This window comes from Bordetella genomosp. 11 (assembly GCF_002261215.1).
In the GTDB taxonomy this organism is placed as follows: domain Bacteria; phylum Pseudomonadota; class Gammaproteobacteria; order Burkholderiales; family Burkholderiaceae_B; genus Bordetella_C.
Genome location: NZ_NEVS01000004.1, coordinates 358,439 through 381,213, shown reverse-complemented (window position 1 = coordinate 381,213; position 22,775 = coordinate 358,439). Strand labels below are relative to the sequence as shown.

At 66.4% G+C, this 22,775-nt stretch carries 20 protein-coding genes; 3 read left to right on the top strand and 17 right to left on the bottom strand.

Going from position 1 to position 22,775, the window contains the following annotated elements; translation table 11 throughout:
- Nucleotides 1-17 precede the first annotated feature (17 nt).
- The 14 genes from CAL28_RS09350 to CAL28_RS09285 all read right to left on the bottom strand — a co-directional run bounded on the left by CAL28_RS09350 (nucleotide 18) and on the right by CAL28_RS09285 (nucleotide 14,834).
- Complete coding sequence (locus tag CAL28_RS09350) at nucleotides 18-836, bottom strand: M55 family metallopeptidase (RefSeq protein ID WP_094841137.1); 819 nt, start codon at nucleotides 834-836, stop codon at nucleotides 18-20.
- Between the two features lie 27 nt (nucleotides 837-863).
- Complete coding sequence (locus CAL28_RS09345; RefSeq protein ID WP_094841136.1) at nucleotides 864-2,045, bottom strand: DmpA family aminopeptidase; 1,182 nt, start codon at nucleotides 2,043-2,045, stop codon at nucleotides 864-866.
- Between the two features lie 2 nt (nucleotides 2,046-2,047).
- Entirely contained in the window at nucleotides 2,048-2,965 is a 918-nt protein-coding gene (gene gsiD, locus CAL28_RS09340) for a glutathione ABC transporter permease GsiD (RefSeq protein WP_094841135.1), read from the bottom strand.
- A gap of 7 nt (nucleotides 2,966-2,972) precedes the next feature.
- On the bottom strand, nucleotides 2,973-3,893 hold the full coding sequence (gene gsiC / locus CAL28_RS09335) for a glutathione ABC transporter permease GsiC (protein ID WP_094841134.1): 921 nt from the start codon (nucleotides 3,891-3,893) through the stop codon (nucleotides 2,973-2,975).
- A 90-nt stretch (nucleotides 3,894-3,983) separates the two neighbouring features.
- Entirely contained in the window at nucleotides 3,984-5,540 is a 1,557-nt protein-coding gene (gene gsiB / locus CAL28_RS09330) for a glutathione ABC transporter substrate-binding protein GsiB (protein ID WP_094841133.1), read from the bottom strand.
- An 82-nt stretch (nucleotides 5,541-5,622) separates the two neighbouring features.
- Entirely contained in the window at nucleotides 5,623-7,545 is a 1,923-nt protein-coding gene (locus CAL28_RS09325; protein WP_254926065.1) for a dipeptide ABC transporter ATP-binding protein, read from the bottom strand.
- A 46-nt stretch (nucleotides 7,546-7,591) separates the two neighbouring features.
- Entirely contained in the window at nucleotides 7,592-8,569 is a 978-nt protein-coding gene (locus CAL28_RS09320; RefSeq protein ID WP_094841132.1) for an isoaspartyl peptidase/L-asparaginase family protein, read from the bottom strand.
- A complete protein-coding gene (locus CAL28_RS09315; protein ID WP_094844514.1) occupies nucleotides 8,566-9,447 on the bottom strand; it encodes a MurR/RpiR family transcriptional regulator in 882 nt (293 codons plus the stop codon). The genes CAL28_RS09320 and CAL28_RS09315 overlap by 4 nt, the downstream gene beginning before the upstream one ends.
- A 210-nt stretch (nucleotides 9,448-9,657) precedes the next feature.
- On the bottom strand, nucleotides 9,658-10,665 hold the full coding sequence (locus tag CAL28_RS09310) for a lysylphosphatidylglycerol synthase domain-containing protein (protein ID WP_094841131.1): 1,008 nt from the start codon (nucleotides 10,663-10,665) through the stop codon (nucleotides 9,658-9,660).
- The gene (clsB, locus tag CAL28_RS09305) at nucleotides 10,646-11,869 is read right to left on the bottom strand and encodes a cardiolipin synthase ClsB (protein WP_094841130.1); all 1,224 of its coding nucleotides are present in this window, start codon (nucleotides 11,867-11,869) and stop codon (nucleotides 10,646-10,648) included. The genes CAL28_RS09310 and clsB overlap by 20 nt, the downstream gene beginning before the upstream one ends.
- A 49-nt stretch (nucleotides 11,870-11,918) precedes the next feature.
- The gene (locus CAL28_RS09300; RefSeq protein ID WP_094841129.1) at nucleotides 11,919-12,683 is read right to left on the bottom strand and encodes an endonuclease/exonuclease/phosphatase family protein; all 765 of its coding nucleotides are present in this window, start codon (nucleotides 12,681-12,683) and stop codon (nucleotides 11,919-11,921) included.
- Between the two features lie 211 nt (nucleotides 12,684-12,894).
- Entirely contained in the window at nucleotides 12,895-13,557 is a 663-nt protein-coding gene (locus CAL28_RS09295) for a CoA transferase subunit B (RefSeq protein WP_094841128.1), read from the bottom strand.
- Between the two features lie 12 nt (nucleotides 13,558-13,569).
- Nucleotides 13,570-14,268, bottom strand: coding sequence for a CoA transferase subunit A (locus CAL28_RS09290; RefSeq protein WP_094841127.1), 699 nt, complete (start codon nucleotides 14,266-14,268; stop codon nucleotides 13,570-13,572).
- Between the two features lie 107 nt (nucleotides 14,269-14,375).
- Nucleotides 14,376-14,834 (bottom strand): acyl-CoA thioesterase, encoded by a 459-nt coding sequence (locus tag CAL28_RS09285; RefSeq protein ID WP_094841126.1) that lies wholly within the window; start codon nucleotides 14,832-14,834, stop codon nucleotides 14,376-14,378.
- A gap of 73 nt (nucleotides 14,835-14,907) precedes the next feature.
- On the opposite strand from CAL28_RS09285, the gene CAL28_RS09280 reads away from it, so the two are divergent.
- The 3 genes from CAL28_RS09280 to CAL28_RS09270 all read left to right on the top strand — a co-directional run bounded on the left by CAL28_RS09280 (nucleotide 14,908) and on the right by CAL28_RS09270 (nucleotide 18,526).
- Nucleotides 14,908-16,554 carry an electron transfer flavoprotein-ubiquinone oxidoreductase gene (locus CAL28_RS09280; RefSeq protein WP_176463937.1) on the top strand — a complete coding sequence of 549 codons (1,647 nt, stop codon included), beginning with the start codon at nucleotides 14,908-14,910 and terminating at the stop codon, nucleotides 16,552-16,554.
- A 1-nt stretch (nucleotide 16,555) separates the two neighbouring features.
- A complete protein-coding gene (locus CAL28_RS09275) occupies nucleotides 16,556-17,446 on the top strand; it encodes an NAD-dependent epimerase/dehydratase family protein (protein WP_094841124.1) in 891 nt (296 codons plus the stop codon).
- 186 nt (nucleotides 17,447-17,632) lie between these two features.
- Nucleotides 17,633-18,526 (top strand): GntR family transcriptional regulator, encoded by an 894-nt coding sequence (locus CAL28_RS09270; RefSeq protein ID WP_094841123.1) that lies wholly within the window; start codon nucleotides 17,633-17,635, stop codon nucleotides 18,524-18,526.
- Nucleotides 18,527-18,553: 27 nt separating this feature from the next.
- Here the strand turns inward: CAL28_RS09270 and ltaE are convergent, their stop codons facing one another.
- The 3 genes from ltaE to acs all read right to left on the bottom strand — a co-directional run bounded on the left by ltaE (nucleotide 18,554) and on the right by acs (nucleotide 22,575).
- A complete protein-coding gene (gene ltaE, locus CAL28_RS09265) occupies nucleotides 18,554-19,570 on the bottom strand; it encodes a low-specificity L-threonine aldolase (protein ID WP_094841122.1) in 1,017 nt (338 codons plus the stop codon).
- A 13-nt stretch (nucleotides 19,571-19,583) separates the two neighbouring features.
- Nucleotides 19,584-20,489, bottom strand: coding sequence for a DMT family transporter (locus CAL28_RS09260; protein ID WP_254926064.1), 906 nt, complete (start codon nucleotides 20,487-20,489; stop codon nucleotides 19,584-19,586).
- Nucleotides 20,490-20,595: 106 nt separating this feature from the next.
- Nucleotides 20,596-22,575 carry an acetate--CoA ligase gene (acs, locus tag CAL28_RS09255; RefSeq protein ID WP_094841121.1) on the bottom strand — a complete coding sequence of 660 codons (1,980 nt, stop codon included), beginning with the start codon at nucleotides 22,573-22,575 and terminating at the stop codon, nucleotides 20,596-20,598.
- Between the last annotated feature and the right edge of the window lie 200 nt (nucleotides 22,576-22,775).

Genomic DNA, 22,775 nt, shown 5'->3' with positions numbered 1-22,775 from the left:
GAATCCTCGGGCGCCTTTCAGCGCAGCATGAATGACATGGCGGCCAGGCTGTTCAGCGTCCGGATGGCGGCCTGCATGCTTTCCGTGGTGAAGCGCAGCGTCACGCCGTCCACGCGCTCCAGCGCGGGCCAGGTGCAGAACAGATCGGCCAGGGCCGAGGTCTGGGTCTGCAGGACGCATTCTATAGGCGGTTCGATGCGCCAGGGCTTGAGCGTGCCGATATTGCCCATGGCCGCGCGCGCGGCCTCGCGGATGGCGGCTCGCGCGGCGGCCGGCGACAGCGATACCCCGCTCCCCTGCCCGCGCGCGATCTTGGTCTGCACCCAGACCGCGCCGGGGAAGAGCTCGCGCGTTTCGCCGATGAACACATCGTCGCCGCTGGCCAGGGCCACGGGCACGCCCAGTTCCCCTGCCAGCGCGCCGTACAGTCCGGCTTCGCCCAACTCCATGCCGTTGATGCGGACCTTGGCGAAGGAAAAACCGTTGATGGTGTGGGCCAGCACGCCGCGTCCCTGGGCGCGCGAGTGATAGCCGACCATGAATACGGCATCGCAGGCTTCCTCCAGGCCGCCGACCATGCCGAGATAGCGCGGCTTGCCCAGTACCAGGCGGGCGCGTTCGTCGATACCGTCGGGCAGCAGATTGCGATAGCCGCCATGCGAGTCGTTGACCAGCACGTCGTCGGCGCCGCCCTCGAAGGCGCCGGCGACGGCGGCATTGGCTTCGCCCGTCATCCAGGCGCGGGCACGCTCGTATTCGGTATTGCCGGCGGTGACCTGCTGGGAATGGAAGACGCCGGCGACGCCCTCGATATCGGTGGAAATCAATATGCGCATGACTGCTCGATCAAGAGAGGAAGGTGATCATGGCCCCGCGGCCAGCCATTGCGGCCACGCGGGAATGGCATCGCGGATGGCCTGGCGTTCATGGCCGTCGCGGCCGGTCACGCCCTCGGCATGCCACAGGGCGTGCAGGATGGCCTGCTCCGTGGCTTCCGCGGCCGCCTCGAACAGCGGATCGATGCGGGTTTCGTGCAGCATGGCGATGGCCGGCATCGGCCGCTGCGCCAGGTGCGGCACGGTGTACGCCGTGGAAAACGCCAGGGCGATGTCGCCGCTGCCGTGGCCGAATACCGAACCGGTGCGGGCCAGGCCGGCGCCCGCGCGCAGGGAAAGCCGGCGCAGTTGCCGGGCGTCGAGCGGCGCGTCGGTGGCCAGCATCAGGATGATGGAGCCTTTCTCGGCGTCGTCTTCAGCCGGGCGGGCTGCGTGGCCGGCTGGGTGGCCGGCGGTGTGGGCGCCGGCATGGCTCGACTGCCTCGCGCCGCCATGCGGCGCTCGTTCGCCGCTCGCCGCGGCGAGGCCGCCGGCCCCGGTACGCGCCTGTTCCAGCCAACGGCCGAACGGCCTGCCGGCGACCGTCAACAGCGGCTGACGGCCGAAATTGGCCAGGACCAGCGCGCCAACCATCCACGACCGATCGTCGATCGACCGCGTGCGCCGCGATGCGCTGCCGATGCCGCCCTTGAAGCCGAAGCAGGACATGCCGCGGCCGGCACCGACGGCGCCCTGCGCGCAACGCGGCCCCGTGGCCTCCAGGGCGGCCACGTAGTCGGCTTCGCTGACCGCCATCGCCTGGATGTCGTTCAGGTAGCCGTCGTTGCATTCGAACACCAGCGGATTGACCGTGGGCCAGGCTCGGCCGATCTCCGCGTTGGCCGCGACGGCCTGGCGGATCTGGGCGTTCGCCACCGTACCGACGGCGAAGGTGTTGGTCAGTGCGATCGGCGTTTCCAGTACGCCGAGCTCTTCCACCTGCACCAGGCCCACGCTTTTGCCGAAGCCGTTCAGCACGCTGGCCGCGGCCGGCACCTTGTCGCGATAGATATCGCCCGCATGCGGCCGCACGACGGTCACGCCGGTCTGTACGGATCCCCGCGCCAACGTGGCATGGCCGACGGTCACGCCATCGATGTCGCACAGGGAATCCAACGGGCCGCTGGGCAGCGTGCCGACGCGCGGGAAACGGGGTTGCGGCTCGATCATGCCTACCGCCGGTCGATCTTGGGATCCAGGGCGTCGCGCAAGCCGTCGCCCAGCAGGTTGAACGCCAATACGGTCAGAAAGATCGCCAGCGCCGGAAACACGGCAATATGCGGCGAGGTCACCATATCGGCGCGCGCCTCGTTCAGCATCGCGCCCCACTCCGGCGTGGGCGGCTGCGCGCCCATGCCCAGGAAGGACAGGCTGGCGGCCGTGATGATGGAGGTGCCGATACGCATGGTGCCGTAGACCACGATGGGCGAGATCGTGCCCGGCAGGATATGGCGCAGGATGATGGTCCAGTCCGAAGCGCCGATGCTGCGCACCGCTTCCACATAGGTCATGTGCTTGATCGCCAGCGTATTGCCGCGCACCAGGCGGGCGAAGGCCGGTACGCTGAACACCGCCACGGCCACGACCACGTTGACCATGCTGGAACCGAGGATGGCCACCACGCCGATGGCCAGCAACATGCCGGGAAATGCGAGCAGCACGTCGGAAAGACGCATGCTGATGCGTTCCCACCAGCCCTCGTAATAGCCGGCCATCAGGCCCAGGAACGTCCCCACCGCGGCGCCCAGCACCACCGACACGAAGCCGGTCACCAGCGAAATGCGCGCGCCCATCAGGATGCGGCTGAAGATATCGCGGCCCAGCGCGTCCACGCCCAACCAGTGCGCCAGCGACGGGCCGGCGTTCAGGTTGTCGTAGTCGAAATAGTTCTCGGCGTCGAAGGGCACGATCCACGGCGCGAATACGGCCACCAGGATCAGCAGCAGCACGAAAATGCCGGCCGCGACCGCCAGGTGCTGCTTCTTGAACTTGCGCCAGAACTCGCTGAAAGGCGTGCGCACCGCTTCGGTGGCGGCGGGCACGGCGGCCGTGGTGGCGCCCGCTGCGGCAGTGTTATCGAGTTGCGTCATGGCCGCCTCACTTGTACCGGATGCTGGGATTGATCACGCCATACAGCACGTCGACCACCAGGTTGATCAGAATGAACTCCAGGGAAAACAGCAGCACCAGGCCCTGGATGACCGGATAGTCGCGCTGCGTGACGGCATCGACCAGCAGCGCGCCCAGTCCGGGCCAGCTGAAAACGGTCTCCACCACGATGGATCCGCCCAGCAGGAAGCCGAACTGCAGGCCCATCATCGTCACCACGGGAATCAGGGCGTTGCGCAGGGTGTGCTTGGCCACGACCACCGATTCGGCCAGGCCCTTGGCCCGCGCCGTGCGCACGAAGTCCTCCTGGATGACCTCGACGAAGGAAGCGCGGGTAAAACGCGCCATCACGGCCGCCACGGCGGCACCCAGCGTAATCGAGGGCAATATGTAGTGTTGCCAGCTGGACGCGCCTATGGTCGGCAGCCACCCGAGCTGGACAGAGAAAACCTGCATCAGCATCATGCCCAGCGCGAATGCCGGAAACGAAATGCCGGAGACCGCCAGCGTCATGCCCAGCCGGTCGGGCCAACGGTTGCGCCACACGGCCGACGCGATGCCGATGATCATGCCGAACAGCACCGACCACACCATGCTGGCCAGCGTCAGCAGCAGCGTCGGCACGAAGCGATCGGCGATCTCGGTGCTGACCGGACGCTTGCTGCGCAGCGAAACGCCCAGGTCGCCCTGGAGCATATGCGTGAAATAGCGGACGAACTGCTGCGGCAGCGGCAGGTCCAGCCCCAGCTCCTGGCGCACCAGCTGCACGGTCTGCTCGTCGGCATCCTGGCCGGCCGCCAGCCGCGCGGGGTCTCCGGGCAGCATATGGACGAACATGAACACCACCGCGATAACCAGCAGCAGCGTGGGGATCATGCCCAGAAGGCGCTTGACGATATAGGTAAGCATAAGAATTCCTGCGCGCGGATGCGCGGCATCCGCGCGGTCATGCCACGGCGCGGACATGGCGCCGCGGCGCCATGTCCGGCCGAACGTTCATCACTTCAGATCGACGTCGCCGAACCAGAAGCTGGTGTCGGGCATCACATACACGCCGGTCAGGTTCTTCGACTTGATGTACACGTTGCCCTGGGTGACCAGGAAGGCCCACGGCGCATCCTTCCAGATGGTTTCCTGCGCGTCCTTGTACAGGGCCGTCTTCTCGTCCTTGTTGGTGGTCGTCAACGCCTTCTTGATGTCGTCGTCGACCTTGGGGTTGGAGTAGTAGGCCGTGTTGTTCAGCTGCGGCGGGAAGGCTTCGGTGGCCAGCAAGGGACGCAGGCCCCAGTCTGCCTCGCCCGTGGACGACGACCAGCCGGCGTAGTACATCCGCACCTTGGCATCCGCGGGCTTTTGCACCTGCTGGACGCGCTGCACGCGCTGGCCGGATTCCAGCACCTCGACCGACACCTTGATGCCGACCTGGGCCAGCTGCTGCTGCAGGAACTGCACGATCTTCTGCGACGTGCCGTCGTTATAGGCGGACCACAGCGTGCTTTCGAAACCGTTGGGATAGCCGGCTTCCTTCAGCAGTTCGCGCGCCTTCTTGGGGTCGTAGGGCCAGCCCTTCTTGTCGATCTCGTAGGCATACTCGACGCCCTGCGGAACCACGCCGGTGGAGACGGTGGCATAGCCGGCATAGGCGACCTTGATCAGCGCCTGCTTGTTGATGGCGTAATTGATAGCCTGGCGCACCTTCGGGTTATCGAAAGGCTTTTGCTGGACGTTCATCGACATATAGCGGGCCATGATCGAGTTCTTGCGGTCGACCACGTCGATCTTGTCGTTCTTGGCCAGCGTGGCGGCCTGCTCGTACGGGACCGGGAAGGCGAACTGCGCCTCGCCGGTCTGCACCACGGCGGCGCGGGTATTGTTGTCCGTCACGGTGCGGAAGGTCAGCGTATCGACCTTGGGATAGCCCTTGCGCCAGTAGCCGTCGAACTTCTTCACCTTCAGGTATTCGGCCGGCTTCCATTCGACGAACTCGAAGGGGCCCGTGCCGACGGGGTGAAAGCCGATATCCTTATTGCCCCACTTCTTCAGCGCGGTGGGCGAGATCATCATCGCCGCGGGATGGGCCAGCGCGTTGATGAATGCCGAGAACGGACGCTTAAGGGTGATGCGGACGGTGTAGGGATCGACGACTTCGGTTTTCTCCACCTGGTTGAACTGCGTATAGCGCGTCAGGCGGTTCTCGGGATTGGACACGCGGTCGAAGTTGACCTTGACGGCCTCCGCCGTGAAGTCCGTACCGTCCTGGAATTTCACGCCCTTACGCAGCTTGATCGTGTAGACCAGGCCGTCGGGGCTGACTTCATAGCCGGTGGCCAGCACGGGCTGGATCTTCAGGTCCTTGTCGAACTCGAACAGGCCTTCGTAGTACGCCTTGCCGGCGGCCTGGTTCAGGGTGCTATTGGTGTTGTAGGGATCCAGCGTTTCCAGCGCGATGGACACCGCGAAAGTCACATCCTTGGTCGCGTGCGCGAGCGGCGACGCGGCGATGCCGAAGGCCAGCGCGGCGGCGGCCATCAGGCGGGTGGGGCGCAATGTTTTCATGTGATGCACTCCTGGTTCGTAAAGGAGGGTTGGTGGAGAAACAACGGCAGATATGGCGCGACGGAATGCGGATAGCCTGGTTTCAATACAGGCCGCCCACGGCATGCCGCGCCACGAAATGGCCCGGCCCGACGTTGACCAGCGGCGCGACGACGGGCTCGTCGCCAGGCTTGCGGATGGGACTGGGAATCTCTTCGGTCAACAGGGTGCGCTTCAGGTGGCGTCGCGCCGGATCGGCGATCGGCACGGCCGCCATCAGCTTCTTGGTATAGGCGTGCTGCGGATTCTCGAAAATCGCCCGGCGCGGGCCGATCTCGACGATCTGGCCCAGATACATCACCGCCACGCGATGGCTGACGCGTTCGACCACCGCCATATCGTGCGAGATGAACAGGAAAGACACGCCCAGGTCGCGCTGCAGGTCGATCAGCAAATTGACGATCTGCGCCTGGATGGATACATCCAGCGCCGACACCGATTCGTCCGCGATCACCACTTTGGGGTTCAGCGCCAGCGCCCGGGCGATGCACACCCGCTGCCGCTGGCCGCCGGAAAACTCGTGCGGATAGCGCTGTGCCATGGCTGATGGCAAACCGACGCGCTCCAGCAGGTCGGCGACGCGGCGCTCCGCTTCCTTGCCGCTGGCCACGCCATGCACCAGCAGGGGTTCCATGATGGAGAATCCCACCGTCACGCGCGGATCGAGCGACGCGAACGGATCCTGGAAAACGAACTGGATATCGCGGCGCAGCGCCTGCAGCTCCTGCCCCTTGAGCTTGCCGATATCGCGGCCTTCCAGCACGATGCTGCCCCCCTGGCTTTCCGTCAGGCGCAGCAGCGAACGGCCGGTCGTCGATTTGCCGCAGCCCGATTCCCCGACCAGCGCCAGCGTCTCGCCGGGATAGAGATCGAAGCTGACCTTTTCCACCGCATGCACGCGCCCGCGCACGCGGCTCAGGATGCCGCCGCGCAGATCGAAACGCGTGACCAGGTCGCGCACGCTCAGTATGGGGTCGCCCGCCATGTGCGGCGGCCGCGCTTCGGCCCGCGCGCGCGCCGCGGCGGCATCGGCCGCGGCGGAAGCCGCATCCAGCCGCACCAATTCGAAACGTTCAGGCAGATCCGTGCCGCGCATGGAGCCCAGCCGGGGCACCGCCGACAGCAGCGCCTGCGTATAGCGATGGCGCGGGGCGCTGAAGATCTCCGCCGACGGCCCCTCTTCCACCTTGTCGCCGCGATACATCACCAGTACACGGTCGGCGACTTCGGCCACCACGCCCATGTCGTGCGTGATGAACACCACGCCCATGTGCATCTCTTCCTGCAGCGCGCGGATCAGTTGCAGGATCTGCGCCTGGATGGTGACGTCCAGCGCCGTGGTAGGCTCGTCCGCGATCAACAGCGCCGGTTTGCAGGCCAATGCCATCGCGATCATCACGCGCTGGCGCATCCCGCCGGACAACTGGTGGGGATACCGGTCCATGATGGACCGCGCCTCGGGGATGCGCACCTGTTCCAGCATGCGCAGCGCTTCGGCGCGCGAGGCCGCGCGATCCTTGCCTTGATGCAGGCGGATGGATTCCGCGATCTGGTCGCCGGCCGTGAAGACCGGATTGAGCGAGGTCATCGGCTCCTGGAAAATCATCGCCATATCGGCGCCGCGCACGCCGCGCATGTCGCGCTGGCTGGCGCCGGCCAGTTCGATGACCTGGCCGGCACGCCGGCGCAGCAGCATGCTGCCCTGGGCGATGCGGCCGCCGCCGTGCTCGACCAGGCGCATCAGCGCCAGCGATGTCACCGACTTGCCCGATCCGGATTCACCCACGATGGCCAGGGTCTCGCCCCGGTCGACGTGGAAGGACAGGTCGCGCACGGCCTCCACGGTCCGCTCCGCGGACACGAAGCGCACGGTCAGGTCGCTTACCTGGACCACGCGATTTTCCGGCAACGCCAGCCGATCGACGCGGCGGTCCGCTGCCTGGTTGGCCATCCTGCTATCGGCCATATTCATCCCCTTGCAAAACAATTGCCATGCGCGTTCGCCACCGCGATCATCGATAGATCGCGGCCACCGGCGCTTCGCCCACGCGGGCGTACCCGCGGTACATCCCTTCGGTATTGAACGTCAGCGACACATTGCCCCTGGCGTCCACCGCGATCAGGCCGCCCTTGCCGCCGATGCGCGGCAGCTTTTCGTGCATGACCGAATGAGTCGCCTCTTCCAGGGATACGCCGCGGTATTCCATCTGCGCCGCGACGTCATAGGACGCCACCATGCGGATAAACATCTCGCCGGTTCCCGTGGTGGACACCGCGCAGGTCGCATTGGCGGCATAGCAACCGGCACCGATCAGCGGGGCATCGCCGACGCGGCCCACCTGCTTGTTGGTCACGCCGCCCGTCGAGGTCGCCGCCGCCAGATTGCCTTGCGCGTCCAGCGCCACCGCGCCCACCGTGCCGAACTTGCGGTCCGGGTCGATGGGCGCCGCGGCCGGCTGCACGCCCGCCACTATGGCCTGGCCATCGTGGTCCAGCACCGCCGCGCCGGGCTGCTCGCGCTGGACGCGCAGCAGCTGTTCGTAGCGCGCCGGCGTCGAAAAATACGACGGGTCGACGATTTCCAGCCCTTCCTCGCGGGCGAATGCTTCCGCCCCCTCGCCCACGAAGAACACATGCTTGCTGTCTTCCATGACACGGCGGGCGGCCAGCACCGGATTGCGCACGCAGCTCACATTGGCGATGGCGCCGGAACGCAGCGTGGCGCCGTCCATGATGGAGGCGTCCAGCTCGTGCGTGCCCGCGCTGGTGTAGACGGCGCCATGACCGGCATTGAACAGCGGGCAGTCCTCCAGCCGCGTGACGGCCTCCGTCACCGCGTCCAGCGCGCTGCCGCCCCGCGCCAGCACGGCTTGCGCGGCGGCCAGGATTTCGTTCAGGGCGTCCAGGTACTCCCGTTCCTGCGCCGGGGATATCGAGGCCCGGGACATGGTGCCGGCGCCGCCATGGATGGCAACTACGGGTTGGATCATCGGTTTCTATCTCCTGCGCCATGGATCAGCCACGGCATGATGGATTGGGTCGCTTCAAGCGCGGAGGCGACCGAGTCTTTCGCGCGGAACGCCACGGCCGCGGCCAGGGCCTCGATCAGGCCCAGCGCCGCGGTTTCCGCGTTGGCGGACAGCTGCCGCTCGGAATAGGCATACAGCGCCACGGACGCCAGCGGCGCCAACGGCGACGTGGGCTTGTCGGTCAGCGCCAGCACGGGAACGCGGGCATCCTTGGCGGCCTTGGCAAGCGCGACGGTATCGTTGACGTAGCGCGGAAAGCCGATGACGATCATCAGGTCGTCCGGCTTCATGCGCGGCAGCCGCCGCGCGGCCTGCGACACGCCGCCCGGCCCCGCCAGGGATTCGACCACGTCGCAATGCATGAACAGCGAGCGGTGCAGCAGGCCAGCCAGGAAGCCGCTGGCGCCGAAACCGACGATGTAGATCCGGCGGGCCGCCAGCACGGCATCCACGGCGCGCTCGCAGGCGGCCGCGTCCAGCGATTGCAGGGAACGTTCGGCATTGCGGATGTCTTCCTGCAGCGACGCGGCGAACACCTCGGCCGCGGTGGCCGGATGCGCGAGCCGGGTGCGCAGCTTTTCCACCGGCGCCAGTGCCGACTCGAAGCCGCGCGCCAGTTCGGCGCGGAACTGCGGATATCCCGGCAGGCCGAGGGTGCGGGCGAACCGGTTCGCCGTTGCCACCGAGACGCCATTCGCGGCGGCGAACTCGTCGATGGTCATCGTCGCGGCGCGGAATTGATGCGCCAGCACGTATTCCGCCAGCCGGTGCTGGGTACGGCTGAACGCGGGCTGCGCACTGGCGATACGCTCTGCGATGGTGACGGCGGGCTGATTCATGCGGGGCAGGCGGGCTTCATCGTCCGCCACGCCCCATGGCTCGGCCAACGCGGGTGGCTGAGGCTAAGCGACGATGACGCGGACGGGCCGAGGACCGTTGAACGGACGCAAAAATGTAAACAGATTTCGGGCGCTATTGTATTTATGAAAATAAATTTTCACACCCGGGTTTACCCCTGCTGCGGTGCAGCACGGCCGCCCACGGCCGTGCTATGTCGCCGACTTGGGCGCCGGTGGCAGCTCCGCGCCCTTGCGGATCCCCGCTTCCAGGATGAAATACAGGACCGCCGCCAGCGCGAACGGCCCCAGGTAATACACCGCCCGGTACGTCAGCAACGTCCCCAGGATTTCATAATGCGGAACCTGGCCCGACAGCATGGCGACGAAGACCGCCTCCACGACCCCCAGCCCGCCCGGGATATGCGTCACCGCGCCGGCGATGCCGCTCAGCAGCAGCACCCCCAGCACCAGGGGATACGGCACGTCATGGCGCATCAGCACCCATACCACCAGGCCGATCGACATCCAGCACGCGCTGCCCAGCACGCTCTGGCCCAGGGCGATCTTCCCCGAGGGCAACTGGATATCATGGCCGCGTACCGTCCACGAACGGCGCCGCGACCAGGCGCACGCCGCCACATAGGCGAATGCCGCCGCCACCATCGCCACGCCGATCAGCCGCAGCGCGCCGGCACCGATGCTCCAGCTATCCGGGATGGGCAGCACGCCCCAGGCGAACAGGCCGCCAGCCACCCACAGATATCCCAGCCAATTGGTCGTCAGGCTCAGGCCGACGATGCGCGTGATTTCGGCTGCTTCCAATCCCAGCTTCAGGTACAGGCGGAAGCGGAATCCCACGCTGCCCACCAGCGAACCCATGTTCAGGTTGAAGGCATAGGCCACGATGCCCACCGCCATCACGCGCAACGGCGGAATCCTGTGCCCCAGATAGGGAATCGCCAGCAGATCGAAACAGCTATAGATCAGGTAGCTCGCCAAGGCCACGCCGCTGGCGCGCAACAGCACAGGCCAGGTGTTGGCCTGCACGGCCTCCATCACTTTTTCCCATTCGACCTCGCGCGCCTGGTCCACCAGCAGGCCGATGACCAGTAGCGCGAAGGCGATGAAGAGGATCCGGCGCAGCAGGGGCCAGCGGGCCCGCAACTTCCGCATGACGCCATCCCTGCCGCCAGTGGCGCTAAGCGGGTCGCTGCTCATGGGCCTTTTCCGTGTCGGAGGGTAGCGAGGGCGCCAGCGTGTGCAGACGCGGCCTGTGGGCAGGCAGCCATCCCGTCCAGGAAGGAAACCGGCGCAGGAAGTGGTAGACGAAGACGCCCCACAGCAGGCGCCGCAGCTTGCGGCTGCCCGGCGGCGCGGGCTCCGGCTGGCGGCAGTGGTTTTCCATCAGCCACTCCAGGCGCGCCCGCAGCTCCGCGGCGAACTCCTGTCCGCGTACCATCACATTCGCTTCCAGGTTCAGCGCCAGGCTCAGCGGGTCCAGATTGCTGGATCCCACCGTGGCCCAGGTATCGTCCACGCAGGCGACCTTGCCGTGCAGCGGGCGTTCGCAATATTCGTAGATCTGCACACCCGCGGCGGTCAGGTGGTCGTACAGCATGCCGGCCGCGACTTTCACGATAGGCATATCGGGTTCGCCCTGCAGGATAAGGCGCACGCGCACGCCGCGCCGCGCGGCGTTCCGTATATCCCGCAACAGCCGGTATCCAGGGAAGAAATAGGCATTGGCGATGGTCACTTCGCGCCGCGCCAGGCGTATCGCGGCGCGGTAGTGCCGCTCGATATCCGTGTGGTGCTCCTCGTTGTCGCGCACCACGAACATGGCGTCGGCATTGCCCGCGTGACGGGCGGGCTGCGCACGGGGCGCGCGCCGCGGCCACCAGCGGCGGCGCCGTTCCGGATCGACCGTCCGGCGCGCGAAACGATGGATCTCGGCAACGATGGGGCCGCGCACTTCCATCGCGTAGTCCTGCTTGGCCTGCGGACCGAAGTCGGCCAAGTGATCCGCGGAAAAATTGATGCCGCCGATGAAGGCCAGTTCGCCGTCGATCACCACGATCTTGCGATGCATACGGCGGAATACATTGGTGCGCAGGCCCAGCACCTTGGCGCGCGGATCGAATACCCGGATGACGACCCCCGCCTCGACCAGGCCCCCCACGAACTCCTCGGACAGCCCCTCCGAGCCATAGCCATCGATCAACAGGCTGACGCGGGCGCCGCGCTTGGCCGCCTCGATCAACGCGCGACGCAGCTCCTGCCCGACCTTGTCGTCGAACAGAATGAAGGTTTCCACCAGGACTTCCTCGCGCGCCGCATCGATGGCCTCGAAGACCCGGGGAAAGTAGGCTTCGCCATTCTCCAGCAAGGTGAACGCGTTGCCCGGTATCCAACGCGCGCTCATGGGGCGATCCTCCTGTAGGCGGGCGGCGTGGCCAGGGTGGGCGATGCGTTCATAGCACCACCTCGGCCGCCAGCGGGGCATGGTCGGACAAATGGGTCCAGGGGCGCGTGGCCAGGGCAAGCGGACGGAATCGTGCCATGTTGCGCACGTAGATGCGGTCCAGCCTGAGCAGGGGCCAGCGCGCCGGGAATGTGCGCGCCGCCACGCCCTGGGTGGCGACAAAGATTTCCTTCAGCCCGGCGCAGCGGCTTAGCTTGCCGTGCGCGCGCAACCGCCAGTCGTTGAAGTCTCCCGCGATCACCACGGGCTCGCCGTCGGGAATCTGGTGTTCGATATGCCCGCACAGCAGGTCCAGCTGTTTCTGGCGGTGTGCTTCCTGCAGGCCCAGATGCACGCAGATCGCGTGCAGGCGGTTTTCGCGATCCGGCGGCTGGATCACACAATGCAGCAGCCCGCGCTTTTCGTGATGGCCTACGGATACGTCCATGTTGTCATACTGCACGATGGGAAATTTGGATAGGACCGCATTGCCATGATGGCCGTGCGGGTACACCGCGTTGCGACCGTAGGCGAAGTCGTTCCAGATGCTGTCGGCCAGGAACTCGTACTGCGAGGTCTCCGGCCAGCCCTTGAAGCGCGCGGCGTGTATCTCGTGCGCGCCGAGTACTTCCTGCAGGAACACAAGGTCGGGCGCCACCGCCCGCACCGCGTCGCGCAACTCCGGCAGGATGAATTTGCGATTGAAGAAGGTGAATCCCTTATGGGCGTTCACAGTCAGGATTTTCAGGGCGAGCGGCGCGTTCGCGGCAGACATACCGTCCCAGGGTCGAAAATGGTGAAAGCCGTGGGCAAGAACCGTGCCCGGGACCGCTTCCCCAGCGCCCGACCGGGACAAAAGACGCAACGAAAAATACAGCGGCCCGGTACGCCCCTCCCCCGGAAGCGCGACATCGCGCCTGCTTACGGGGAGGTTCGTACCGGGCCGTTTCCTTGCGGGAACGCCGGGACCGGCGCCCGGAGGGGCGTCAGGCCGCGGCCTTCACGCCGCTGGTATCCAGCGCCGCCAGGGTTTTCGCCTTGACCTCTTCCACGGTGACGCCAGGAGCCAGCTCGACCAGCTTCAGGCCGTCGGGGCCGACTTCCATGACGCACAAATCGGTGATGATCAGATCCACCACGCCCACGCCGGTAAGCGGCAAGGTGCATTCGGGCAGCAGCTTGATGTCTTCGGTGCCGTCCTTCTTGCGCGCGACGTGGTCCATCAGCACCACGACGCGCCCTACCCCGGCGACGAGGTCCATGGCGCCGCCCATGCCCTTGACCATCTTGCCCGGAATCATCCAGTTCGCCAGGTCGCCTTTTTCGGACACCTGCATGGCGCCCAGGATGGCCAGGTTGATCTTGCCGCCGCGGATCATGCCGAAGGAGTCGGCGGAAGAGAAAATCGAGGAACCCGGCAGCGTCGTCACCGTCTGCTTGCCGGCGTTGATCAGGTCCGCGTCGACCTGATCGTCGGTGGGAAAGGGGCCGATGCCCAGCAGGCCGTTTTCGGATTGCAGCCAGACTTCGATGCCCGGCGGCACATGGTTGGCGACCAGGGTCGGCATGCCGATGCCCAGGTTCACATAGAAGCCATCCTGCAGTTCGCGCGCCGCGCGCGCGGCCATTTCGTCACGAGTCCATGCCATGATTTTTTCTCCTCAAGCGGGACGGGTGGTGCGCTGCTCGATGCGCTTTTCGGGTTGGGCATTGAGCACGATGCGGTGCACGAAAATGCCCGGCAGGTGAACGTGGTCCGGGTCGATATCGCCGGTCTCCAGGACTTTCTCGACCTCGACGATCGTCACCTTGCCGGCCATCGCCACATTGGGATTGAAGTTGCGCGCCGTCTTGCGGAAGATCAGGTTGCCGGAGCGGTCGGCCGCGTAGGCCTTGACCAGCGACACATCCGGCACCAGCGAACGTTCCATGATGTAGGTTTCGCCGTCGAATTCGCGCGTTTCCTTGCCCTCGGCCACCAGCGTGCCCACGCCCGTGCGTGTGAAAAACGCGGGAATGCCGGCGCCGCCGGCGCGCAGTTTTTCCGCCAGCGTGCCCTGGGGCGTGAATTCGAGCTCGAGCTCGCCGGCCAGGAACTGGCGTTCGAACTCCTTGTTTTCGCCCACGTAGGAAGCAATCATCTTGCGGATCTGCCGGGTGGCCAGCAACTGGCCCAGCCCAAAGCCGTCCACGCCGGCATTGTTGCTGATGCATGTCAGGTTCTTGACCCCGGTGTCGCGCAACGCGGCGATCAGGGCTTCCGGGATACCGCAAAGGCCGAAGCCCCCCACGGCAATCAGTTGGCCGTCCTTGACGACACCGGCCAGCGCCTCCGCGGCGCTCGCGTAAACCTTGTCCATCGCTCCAGCTCCAGAATAGGGATTAGCGTTATTGTCCGCGCGGCGGTAGCCGGCGCGGCGGTCGAATCAACGTTGTGCGTCTGGTCGACGCGTTCGATTTTACGGGCTTACGGGGAAAAACCGGGCCGGGCGGATTGCAGCACGCCCCCGAGCGCGGCCAGCACCTGGGTAGGCCAGGGCTGGGGGCGGTTCCCGATGTAGTCCATCCAGACCAGGACGTTGCGCCCGCGGGCGTAGGGTCCGCGCGGATCGCCGACCTTGTCGATGACCAGGTCGAACTCCATGCTGGATTTTCCGATACGCGTCAGCGTATGGGTCACTTGCACCGACGCGGGATACGTTAGGGGGCGCAGGAAGTCGCAGGAGGCATGGGCCAGTATGGGTCCCACATCGGCCGGCAGCCTGATGCCCGCGGCGTACAGCAACTGCATGCGCGCCTCTTCCATCAGGCGGAAATACAGCGTGTTGTTCAGGTGGTTGAGCGCGTCGGAATCGCCCCAGCGCAGGGGCATTTCGACGATATGGGTGCTGCCGGGCGCGGGCGCGGGGGTGTCGGGAAGGGTCATGGAGAGCTGCAATACAATCCAGGGTTGATCCGAATCATACTTCCAGCCCACATCGCATCAGGGGACAAGGCGCATGTCAGAACGGGAATCGATGGAATACGACGTGGTGGTGGTCGGCGGCGGGCCCGCCGGCCTGGCTGCCGCCATCCGGCTAAAGCAGTTGGCCGCCGAGAAAAATCACGACGTCAGCGTCTGCGTGCTGGAGAAAGGCGCCGAGCTAGGCGCCCACATCCTGTCCGGGGCCGTCATGGACCCGCGTGCCCTGACCGAACTGATTCCGGACTGGAAAGAAAAAGGCGCTCCGCTGAACGTACCGGTCACGCGGGACAAATTCCTCTTCCTGAGCCGCACCGGCGCCCGCGCCACGCCGCACTTCCTCCTGCCGGACTGCTTCCGCAACGAAGGCAACTACATCGTCCGCCTGGGCGAGGTCGTGCGCTGGCTGGGCGAACAGGCCGAAGCGCTGGGCGTGGACATCTTCCCGGGCTTCGCCGCCGCGGGCGTGCTGTACGACGAGCAGGGCGCGGTGCGCGGGGTGGTGACGGGCGATATGGGCGTGGCCCGCGACGGCAGCCATACCGCCAATTATCAGCCCGGCATGGAGCTGCTGGCGCGCTACACCCTGTTCGCGGAAGGCTCGCGCGGCCAGTTGGGACGCCAGTTGATCGAACGCTTCCGCCTGGACGAAGGGCGCGACCCGCAAAGCTACGGCATCGGCATCAAGGAATTGTGGGAAGTCGATCCCGCGCAGTCGCACCCCGGGCTGGTGGTCCACACGGCCGGCTGGCCGCTGGATTCCGACACCTACGGCGGCTCCTTTCTTTATCACCTGAACAACAACATGGTCGCCGTCGGCATGGTGGTCGGCCTGGATTACGCCAACCCCTGGCTTTCGCCATTCGAGGAATTCCAGCGCTACAAGACGCATCCGGCCATCCGCGGCACCTTCGAAGGCGGCAAGCGTATCGCCTACGGTGCGCGCGCGCTCACGGCCGGCGGCCTGCTGTCCCTGCCCAAGCTGGCTTTTCCCGGCGGCGCGCTGATCGGCTGCGAAGCCGGCTTCTTGAACGCGCCCCGCATCAAGGGCAGCCACGGGGCCATCAAGTCCGGCGCCATGGCGGCCGAAGCCGCGTTCCAGGCCGTGACGGCCGACCGCCGGCAGGACGTCCTGGCCGCCTACCCGGCCGCGTTCGAGTCGTCCTGGCTGCGGGAAGAGCTGTACAAGGCGCGCAATTTCAAGCAATGGTTCAAGAAGGGCCGCACCATGGCGACCCTGATGACCGGGATCGAGCAATGGCTGCTCAAGGGCAAGTTCCCGTGGACCATCCATCGCACCAAGCCGGATCACGCCTGTCTGCAGCCTGCATCGCAGTGCGCGCGGATCGACTATCCCAAGCCCGATGGCAAGCTCACCTTCGACAGGCTCAGTTCGGTCTTCATCTCCAACACCAACCACGACGAGAACGAACCCGTCCACCTGACGCTGAAGGACCCCAGCGTGCCGGTCGCCGTGAACCTCGCCCGCTACGGCGGCCCGGAGGCGCGCTACTGCCCGGCGGCGGTCTACGAGTTCGTCAAGGACGATCACGGGGCGGACCGCCTGCAGATCAACGCGCAGAACTGCGTGCACTGCAAGACCTGCGACATCAAGGACCCCACGCAGAACATCGTCTGGGTGGCGCCGCAGGGCGGCGAAGGTCCTGTATACACCGGCATGTAGCATGGATACCGGCGCGGCCGCGGATAGCGACGAACGCATCCTGCTGGTGGGCGGCGGCGATCTCGGGCGGCGCGTGGCGGACCGGCTGTCCCGCGCAGCCCGCCCGCCGCGCATCTGGGCCCTGCGGCGCACACCGCCGGCGCGGGAGGCGACCAACATCCAGGCGGCCAACATCCGCTGGCTGGCCGCCGACGTCACGCGACCGGACACGCTGCGCCAATTGCCGCCCGATCTGACCCGCGTCGTGGTCGCGCTAAGCCCGGGCCGGCGGGAGGAATCCGCCTACCGGGCCGTCTTCATCGACGGCCTGCGCCATGTGATCGGCCAGCTGGACCGGCGCACCCTGCGCCGGCTGGTGTTCGTGTCGTCGACGGCCGTCTACGGCGACCATGGCGGTGCCTGGATCGACGAAGCCACGCCGCCCTCGCCGCCCGGCATGAACGGCGCCGTGCTGCTGCAGGCGGAACAATGGCTGGCCGCGCAGGACCTACCGTCGACCATCCTGCGGCTATCGGGGCTGTACGGTCCCGGCCGCCTGCAGTTGCTCGATCGCCTGCGCGCCGGCACGGCGGTGGTCCCCCGGGATATCCCGCATTGGGCCAACCGCATGCACGCCGACGACGCCGCGGGCGCCATCGCGCACCTGCTGATGCTGCCGGCGGCCCAGCCGCTCTACATCGGCAGCGACGATACGCCGCTGCCCATCGACGTCCTGTACGACTTCCTCGCCGACCGCCTGGGCTGCGCGCGGCCCGCGGCCGGACCTGCGCCTGCCGGGATAGGCAGCAAAAAGCTGCGCAACGACCGGCTGCGCGCCGACGGCTACGCATTGGCGTGGCCCGATTCCCGCGCGGGCTACGCGGCCCTCATGATGTTGCGAGAATCCCAATAAGCGCGCGCCGAAGTCGCCAATAAGCGCTATTGCGCGTATCCTGCCTGGACATAAGGCTTGTGCCCAGACTCCTGCTTCTGCAATCGTTTTCTCGTTTCCGCGATCGCGTCGCGCCACGCCGCGATCCCATAAGAAAAATACCGCGGTAGGCCGTTCGCACGCTGTTGTGATCGATCAGGGAGCATTATGCAGGTCCGGAAAGACGCTTCGCAGCCCACCGGGCTGCAGGTCGACCTGGCGAGACGCATTGCCGGCGACATCATTTCTCGCATACACGAGACGGGCACGCACCTGTCGGAAGAATCGCTGGCCAAGCGCTACCAGGTCTCCCGCACGCCCGTCCGGGCGGCCCTGAAGCTGCTGGCCGCCGAGCATTTCATCGAATCGCGCCCGCACAGCGGTTTCTACGTCAGGGAAATGGAAGACGGCGTCAGCCCGCCGCTGCTGCGGGCACCCGGCATGACGGCCAACGACCTGTACGCCAGGTTGATCGAAGACCGCGCCGCGCGGCTGATACCGGACAGCTTCACCGATCGCGACCTGCAGCAGCGCTACGGGGTCACCCGCAGCGTGCTTGCCAAGACACTGGTGCGCCTGAGCGCCGAGGCGCTGATAGAAAAACGCCAGGGCCATGGCTGGCGTTTTACGCATTCGCTACTGGAATCCGACGCCCGCCAGGAAAGCTACCGCTTCCGCGCCGCCGTGGAATGCAGCGCCCTGCTGGAGCCGACATTCAAGGCCGACCAGTCGGCCTTGCGGCGGCTGCGCGCGGCCCACGAGGCGTTGCTGCGCGACAGCGCGGACGGAAAGATATCCGTGGATACCTTTTTTGCCCTGAATTCCGATTTTCACGAAACCCTGGGCCGCTTCTGCGGCAATCGCTTCTTCCTGCAAACCATCCAGCAGCAGAACCAGTTGCGGCGGCTGGAAAACCACAGCTCGTTCCTCAGCAAGGCACCCCGCTTCCGGGTGTCTCTGGAGGAACACCTGGCCATCATTCAGGCGCTGGAGGAAGGGGACCAGGAATGGGCGGCGGCCATCATGCGCCGCCACCTGATGCAGGTCATGCTCCACACCTGATCCGGACGCGGCGGCGATGCCGGCTCGCTAGGCGCGCGCGAAATAGTCCTTTACGGTGGCGACAGCGGTATCGATGTCGGCCCTGGACACGTCCAGGTGCGTCACCAGCCGCGTCGTACCGCCATAAACGGCGTTCATCAGCACCCCGCGCGTCCCGGCATAATCGGTCAAGGCCCGGCAATGGCTTGCGGGGACATCCACGAACACCATATTCGTGGACTGCCGCACCACGCTGATCCCGGCCACCTGGCGCAGCCCGTTTGCGAGTCGTTCGGCGTTGGCATGATCCTCTGCCAGGCGATCGACGTGATGCGCCATTGCGTATTGGCAGGCGGCCGCCAGGATGCCGGACTGCCGCATGCCTCCGCCCAGCACCTTGCGCCAGCGCGTCGCGGTGGCGATCAGGTCGCGGCTGCCGACCAGCACCGAGCCGACGGGCGCGCCCAATCCCTTGGAAAAGCAGATCGATACGGAATCGAAGGGCCGGCAAATATCGGCCAGGTCGCGGCCGGACGCGACGGCCGCGTTGAAGACACGCGCGCCGTCCAGGTGCAGGGCCAGCTCATGCTGGCGGGCCAAGGCAGCCGCCTCCTCGATGTAGGACTGCGGAATCACCTGCCCATGGAAGGTATTTTCCAGCGCCAGCAACCGGGTACGCGCGAAATGGGGATCCCCCTTGGGCTTGATCGCCGCGCGCAGCTTGTCCAGCGGCAGGCTGCCGTCGGCGGCATGCTCGATGGGCTGTGGCTGCACGCTGCCCAGGACGGCGGCGCCGCCGCCCTCGTACTTGTAGGTATGGGCCAACTGGCCGACCAGGTATTCGTCGCCTCGGCCGCAATGCGCCATAAGCGCGGCCAAATTGCTCTGCGTGCCAGAGGGAAAAAACAGGGCGGCTTCCTTGCCAGCCCGCGCCGCCACATCGGACTGCAGGCGCAGCACGGTGGGATCGTCGCCCATGACATCGTCGCCGACCGGCGCGTCGGCCATTACGCCGCGCATGGCTGGCGTGGGACGCGTCACGGTATCGCTGCGCAAATCGATCATCTTGTCTTTCCTTTCATACCGGTAAGGGACGCGGCGGGGAACGGCCCGCCGCGCGCGCGACCACCACCAGGCCGCACAGGATCAGGACCATGCCCAGGCCTTCGACAGGCGGCGGGCGTTCGCCGAAAATCGGCCAGGCCAGCAGCGCCGCGATGACGGGCGTGCCCAGGCTGGACATGCCGGCCACGGAGGCCGGCACGCGCCGCACGACGATCAGCCACAACAGCCATCCGGCCGCCGACGCGATAAGAATGATGTACGCCATGCCCAGCACGAGCTGCCGGTTCCACACCGCGTCGATCTGCGGCACGGCCAGCGCCACGGGCACCATGGCGATACCGCCGAAAAACATCTGCCATCCCGTGAACACGACGATATCCGGCTCGAGGCGGTTGAAGCCGCGCTTGGCCAGCACGGTCCCCAGGCCCCAGAACATGCCGCCGGCCACGCCCATCAGCACGCTGGCGTTGTCGCCGATGCGGTTCCAGGGGGCGATGACGCAGACCAGGCCGACCGCCGCCAGGCCGATGCCCAGCCAATGGCGGCGCGTGGGCCGTTCGCCCAGCAGGATCCAGCCGAACAGCACTACCCAGAAAGGCATGGTGTAGGCCATCAGCGAGACCTTGGCGACACCGCCGTGCACCAGGGCCATTTGCACCATGCCCTGGAATGCCGCCGTCTGTGTCAGCCCGACCGCGATGGTCAGCCGCCACGACGGCATGGACAGCGAACGCCGCATCGCCAGCGCGACCGCCAGCAGGACGGCGCCGCCGCACACGTAGCGGATCACCACGAAATCGAAGGGGCCGATGTACGGGACCACCATTTTCATGGCGATCCAGCTGCCCGCCCAGGCCAGGACGGTCACCACCATCAGCACCCATGCGACGCCATCGACGGCGCCCTGTCGCGCTTGCATTTTTCCTCGCTTGCGCCGGCCTGCGGACCGGCGAAAGCGGGCATTCTACTGCGCGCTCACGGCGGCGTCGTGGCGGCGGGACAGCGCCCGTTGCCCTGGCGGATCGCTACAGCGACTTGGCCAGTTGCTCCAGGATCTGCGGGTTTTCCAGCGTGGATACGTCCTGCGTGATCTCTTCGCCCTTGGCTACCACGCGCAACAGGCGGCGCATGATCTTGCCGGAACGCGTCTTGGGCAGGTTGTCGCCGAATCGGATGTCCTTGGGCTTGGCGATGGGGCCGATTTCCTTGGCGACCCAGTCGCGCAGCTGCCGCGCGATCTCCGTGGCCTCGGCGCCTTCCGGCCGGGCGCGCTTGAGCACCACGAACGCCACCACGGCCTCGCCCGTGGTCTCGTCGGGACGGCCGACCACCGCCGCCTCCGCCACCAAAGGATGCGCGACCAGCGCGGACTCCACCTCCATGGTGCCCAGCCGGTGGCCGGACACATTGAGCACGTCGTCGATGCGCCCCATGATCCAGAAGTAGCCGTCGCCGTCGCGCTGCGCGCCGTCCCCCGCCAGGTAATACCCGCGCAGTTCGGACGGGAAATAGCTCTTCTTGAAACGTTCCGGGTCGCCCCAGATATTGCGGATCATCGCCGGCCAGGGCTTCTTGATGACCAGGAAGCCACCGTTGCCCGATTCGACATCGGCGCCGGTCTCGTCGACGATCGCCGCCGCGACACCCGGCAGGGGCAGCGTGCAGGAACCGGGCTTGGTCGGAGTGGCGCCCGGCAGGGGCGTGATCATATGGCCGCCCGTCTCGGTCTGCCACCAGGTATCCACGATGGGGCAGCGCTCGTTGCCGACATTTTTGTGATACCACATCCAGGCTTCGGGATTGATGGGCTCGCCCACCGTGCCCAGGATGCGCAGGCTGGCCAGGTCGTAGCGGCCGGGATGGGTGTCGGGATTGGCGTCCGCCGCCTTGATCAGCGACCGGATGGCGGTGGGCGCCGTATAGAAGGTGGTGACCTTGTGGCGGGCAATCATGTCCCAGAAACGCCCGGCGTTGGGATAGGTCGGCACGCCTTCGAACATGACCTGCGTCAGGCCCGCGGCCAGCGGTCCATAGGCGATATAGGAATGGCCGGTGATCCAGCCGACGTCGGCGGTGCACCAATAGACGTCGTCGGGCCGCGCGTCGAACGTCCATTTCACCGTCAGCAGCGCCCACAGCAGGTAGCCCGCCGACGAATGCTGCACGCCCTTGGGCTTGCCGGTCGAACCGGACGTATACAGGATGAAGAGGGGGTGTTCGGCCTCTACCGGGACCGGCTCGCAGGTATCCGGCTGGTTGGCCTGGACTTCGTGCATCCACAGGTCGCGGCCGGCGTTCCACGCCACCTGCCCGCCCGTGCGTCGATATACGACGACCTGGCGCACGGCCTCGCAGCCGCCCATGCCGAAGGCTTCCTCGACGGCGGGCTTGAGCGGGATCACCTTGCCGCCACGGACCTGTTCGTCGGCCGTAATGACCAGCGTGGCACCGACGTCCACGATGCGTTCCTGCAGGCTCTTGGCCGAAAAGCCGCCAAAGACCACCGAATGGATGACGCCCAGCCGCACGCAGGCCTGCATCGCCACCACGGCCTCCACGGACATCGGCATATAGATGATGGCGCGGTCGCCCTTCTTGTAGCCCAGCGATTTCAGGCCGTTGGCGAAACGGCAGACCCGCGCCAGCAGGTCGGCATAGGTGACCTTGTCCACCTTGCCGTCGTCGCTTTCGAAAATGATGGCGACCTTGCCGGCGTTGCCGTTCTGGACCTGCCTGTCCAGGCAGTTGAACGATACGTTCAGCTCGCCATCGGCGAACCATCGGTAGAACGGCGCATTGCTATCGTCCAGGACCTGGGTAAAGGGCTTGGTCCAGGCAAGGTTCTCGCGCCCCATGCGGGCCCAGAAATTCGAACTGTCCTGGTCGGCCTCCCGATACAGCTTTTCGTAGGCTTCCATGCTGGGAATGCTGGCTCCCTGCGATGCGCGCTGGGGCGGTGGGAATACCCGGTTTTCGACCAGCACGGATTGGATGGCGTTGGACATGGCGGTCTCCTGAAGACGATATGCGTGGTTCTGTTGTTCTTTGCTGCCTGGCCGGCGGCCTGTGCGGGCGGCGAAAGCCCGCGCGGCACGCGCGTTATGGGGTGTCCTGGCGAGCCCGCTGCCCTGTCGGAACGGGCCTCGCCGACAAGAAAGAAGAATAGCAGCAGCGCCGGATATCCGCCGCCGTCCGGACTGGGAAA

Excerpts from the sequence above, each read along its gene's own strand:
- CAL28_RS09275 (WP_094841124.1), top strand. The coding sequence starts at position 16,556 with ATGGATACCGGCGCGGCCGCGGATAGCGACGAACGCATCCTGCTGGTG.
- CAL28_RS09280 (WP_176463937.1), top strand. The coding sequence starts at position 14,908 with ATGTCAGAACGGGAATCGATGGAATACGACGTGGTGGTGGTCGGCGGC.
- CAL28_RS09310 (WP_094841131.1), bottom strand. The coding sequence starts at position 10,665 with ATGAGCAGCGACCCGCTTAGCGCCACTGGCGGCAGGGATGGCGTCATG.
- ltaE (WP_094841122.1), bottom strand. The coding sequence starts at position 19,570 with ATGATCGATTTGCGCAGCGATACCGTGACGCGTCCCACGCCAGCCATG.
- CAL28_RS09320 (WP_094841132.1), bottom strand. The coding sequence starts at position 8,569 with ATGATCCAACCCGTAGTTGCCATCCATGGCGGCGCCGGCACCATGTCC.
- CAL28_RS09295 (WP_094841128.1), bottom strand. The coding sequence starts at position 13,557 with ATGGCATGGACTCGTGACGAAATGGCCGCGCGCGCGGCGCGCGAACTG.
- CAL28_RS09260 (WP_254926064.1), bottom strand. The coding sequence starts at position 20,489 with ATGCAAGCGCGACAGGGCGCCGTCGATGGCGTCGCATGGGTGCTGATG.
- CAL28_RS09290 (WP_094841127.1), bottom strand. The coding sequence starts at position 14,268 with ATGGACAAGGTTTACGCGAGCGCCGCGGAGGCGCTGGCCGGTGTCGTC.
- CAL28_RS09300 (WP_094841129.1), bottom strand. The coding sequence starts at position 12,683 with ATGTCTGCCGCGAACGCGCCGCTCGCCCTGAAAATCCTGACTGTGAAC.
- CAL28_RS09350 (WP_094841137.1), bottom strand. The coding sequence starts at position 836 with ATGCGCATATTGATTTCCACCGATATCGAGGGCGTCGCCGGCGTCTTC.
- CAL28_RS09270 (WP_094841123.1), top strand. The coding sequence starts at position 17,633 with ATGCAGGTCCGGAAAGACGCTTCGCAGCCCACCGGGCTGCAGGTCGAC.
- clsB (WP_094841130.1), bottom strand. The coding sequence starts at position 11,869 with ATGAGCGCGCGTTGGATACCGGGCAACGCGTTCACCTTGCTGGAGAAT.
- CAL28_RS09285 (WP_094841126.1), bottom strand. The coding sequence starts at position 14,834 with ATGACCCTTCCCGACACCCCCGCGCCCGCGCCCGGCAGCACCCATATC.
- gsiD (WP_094841135.1), bottom strand. The coding sequence starts at position 2,965 with ATGACGCAACTCGATAACACTGCCGCAGCGGGCGCCACCACGGCCGCC.
- acs (WP_094841121.1), bottom strand. The coding sequence starts at position 22,575 with ATGTCCAACGCCATCCAATCCGTGCTGGTCGAAAACCGGGTATTCCCA.
- CAL28_RS09315 (WP_094844514.1), bottom strand. The coding sequence starts at position 9,447 with ATGAATCAGCCCGCCGTCACCATCGCAGAGCGTATCGCCAGTGCGCAG.
- CAL28_RS09325 (WP_254926065.1), bottom strand. The coding sequence starts at position 7,545 with ATGGCCGATAGCAGGATGGCCAACCAGGCAGCGGACCGCCGCGTCGAT.
- gsiC (WP_094841134.1), bottom strand. The coding sequence starts at position 3,893 with ATGCTTACCTATATCGTCAAGCGCCTTCTGGGCATGATCCCCACGCTG.
- CAL28_RS09345 (WP_094841136.1), bottom strand. The coding sequence starts at position 2,045 with ATGATCGAGCCGCAACCCCGTTTCCCGCGCGTCGGCACGCTGCCCAGC.
- gsiB (WP_094841133.1), bottom strand. The coding sequence starts at position 5,540 with ATGAAAACATTGCGCCCCACCCGCCTGATGGCCGCCGCCGCGCTGGCC.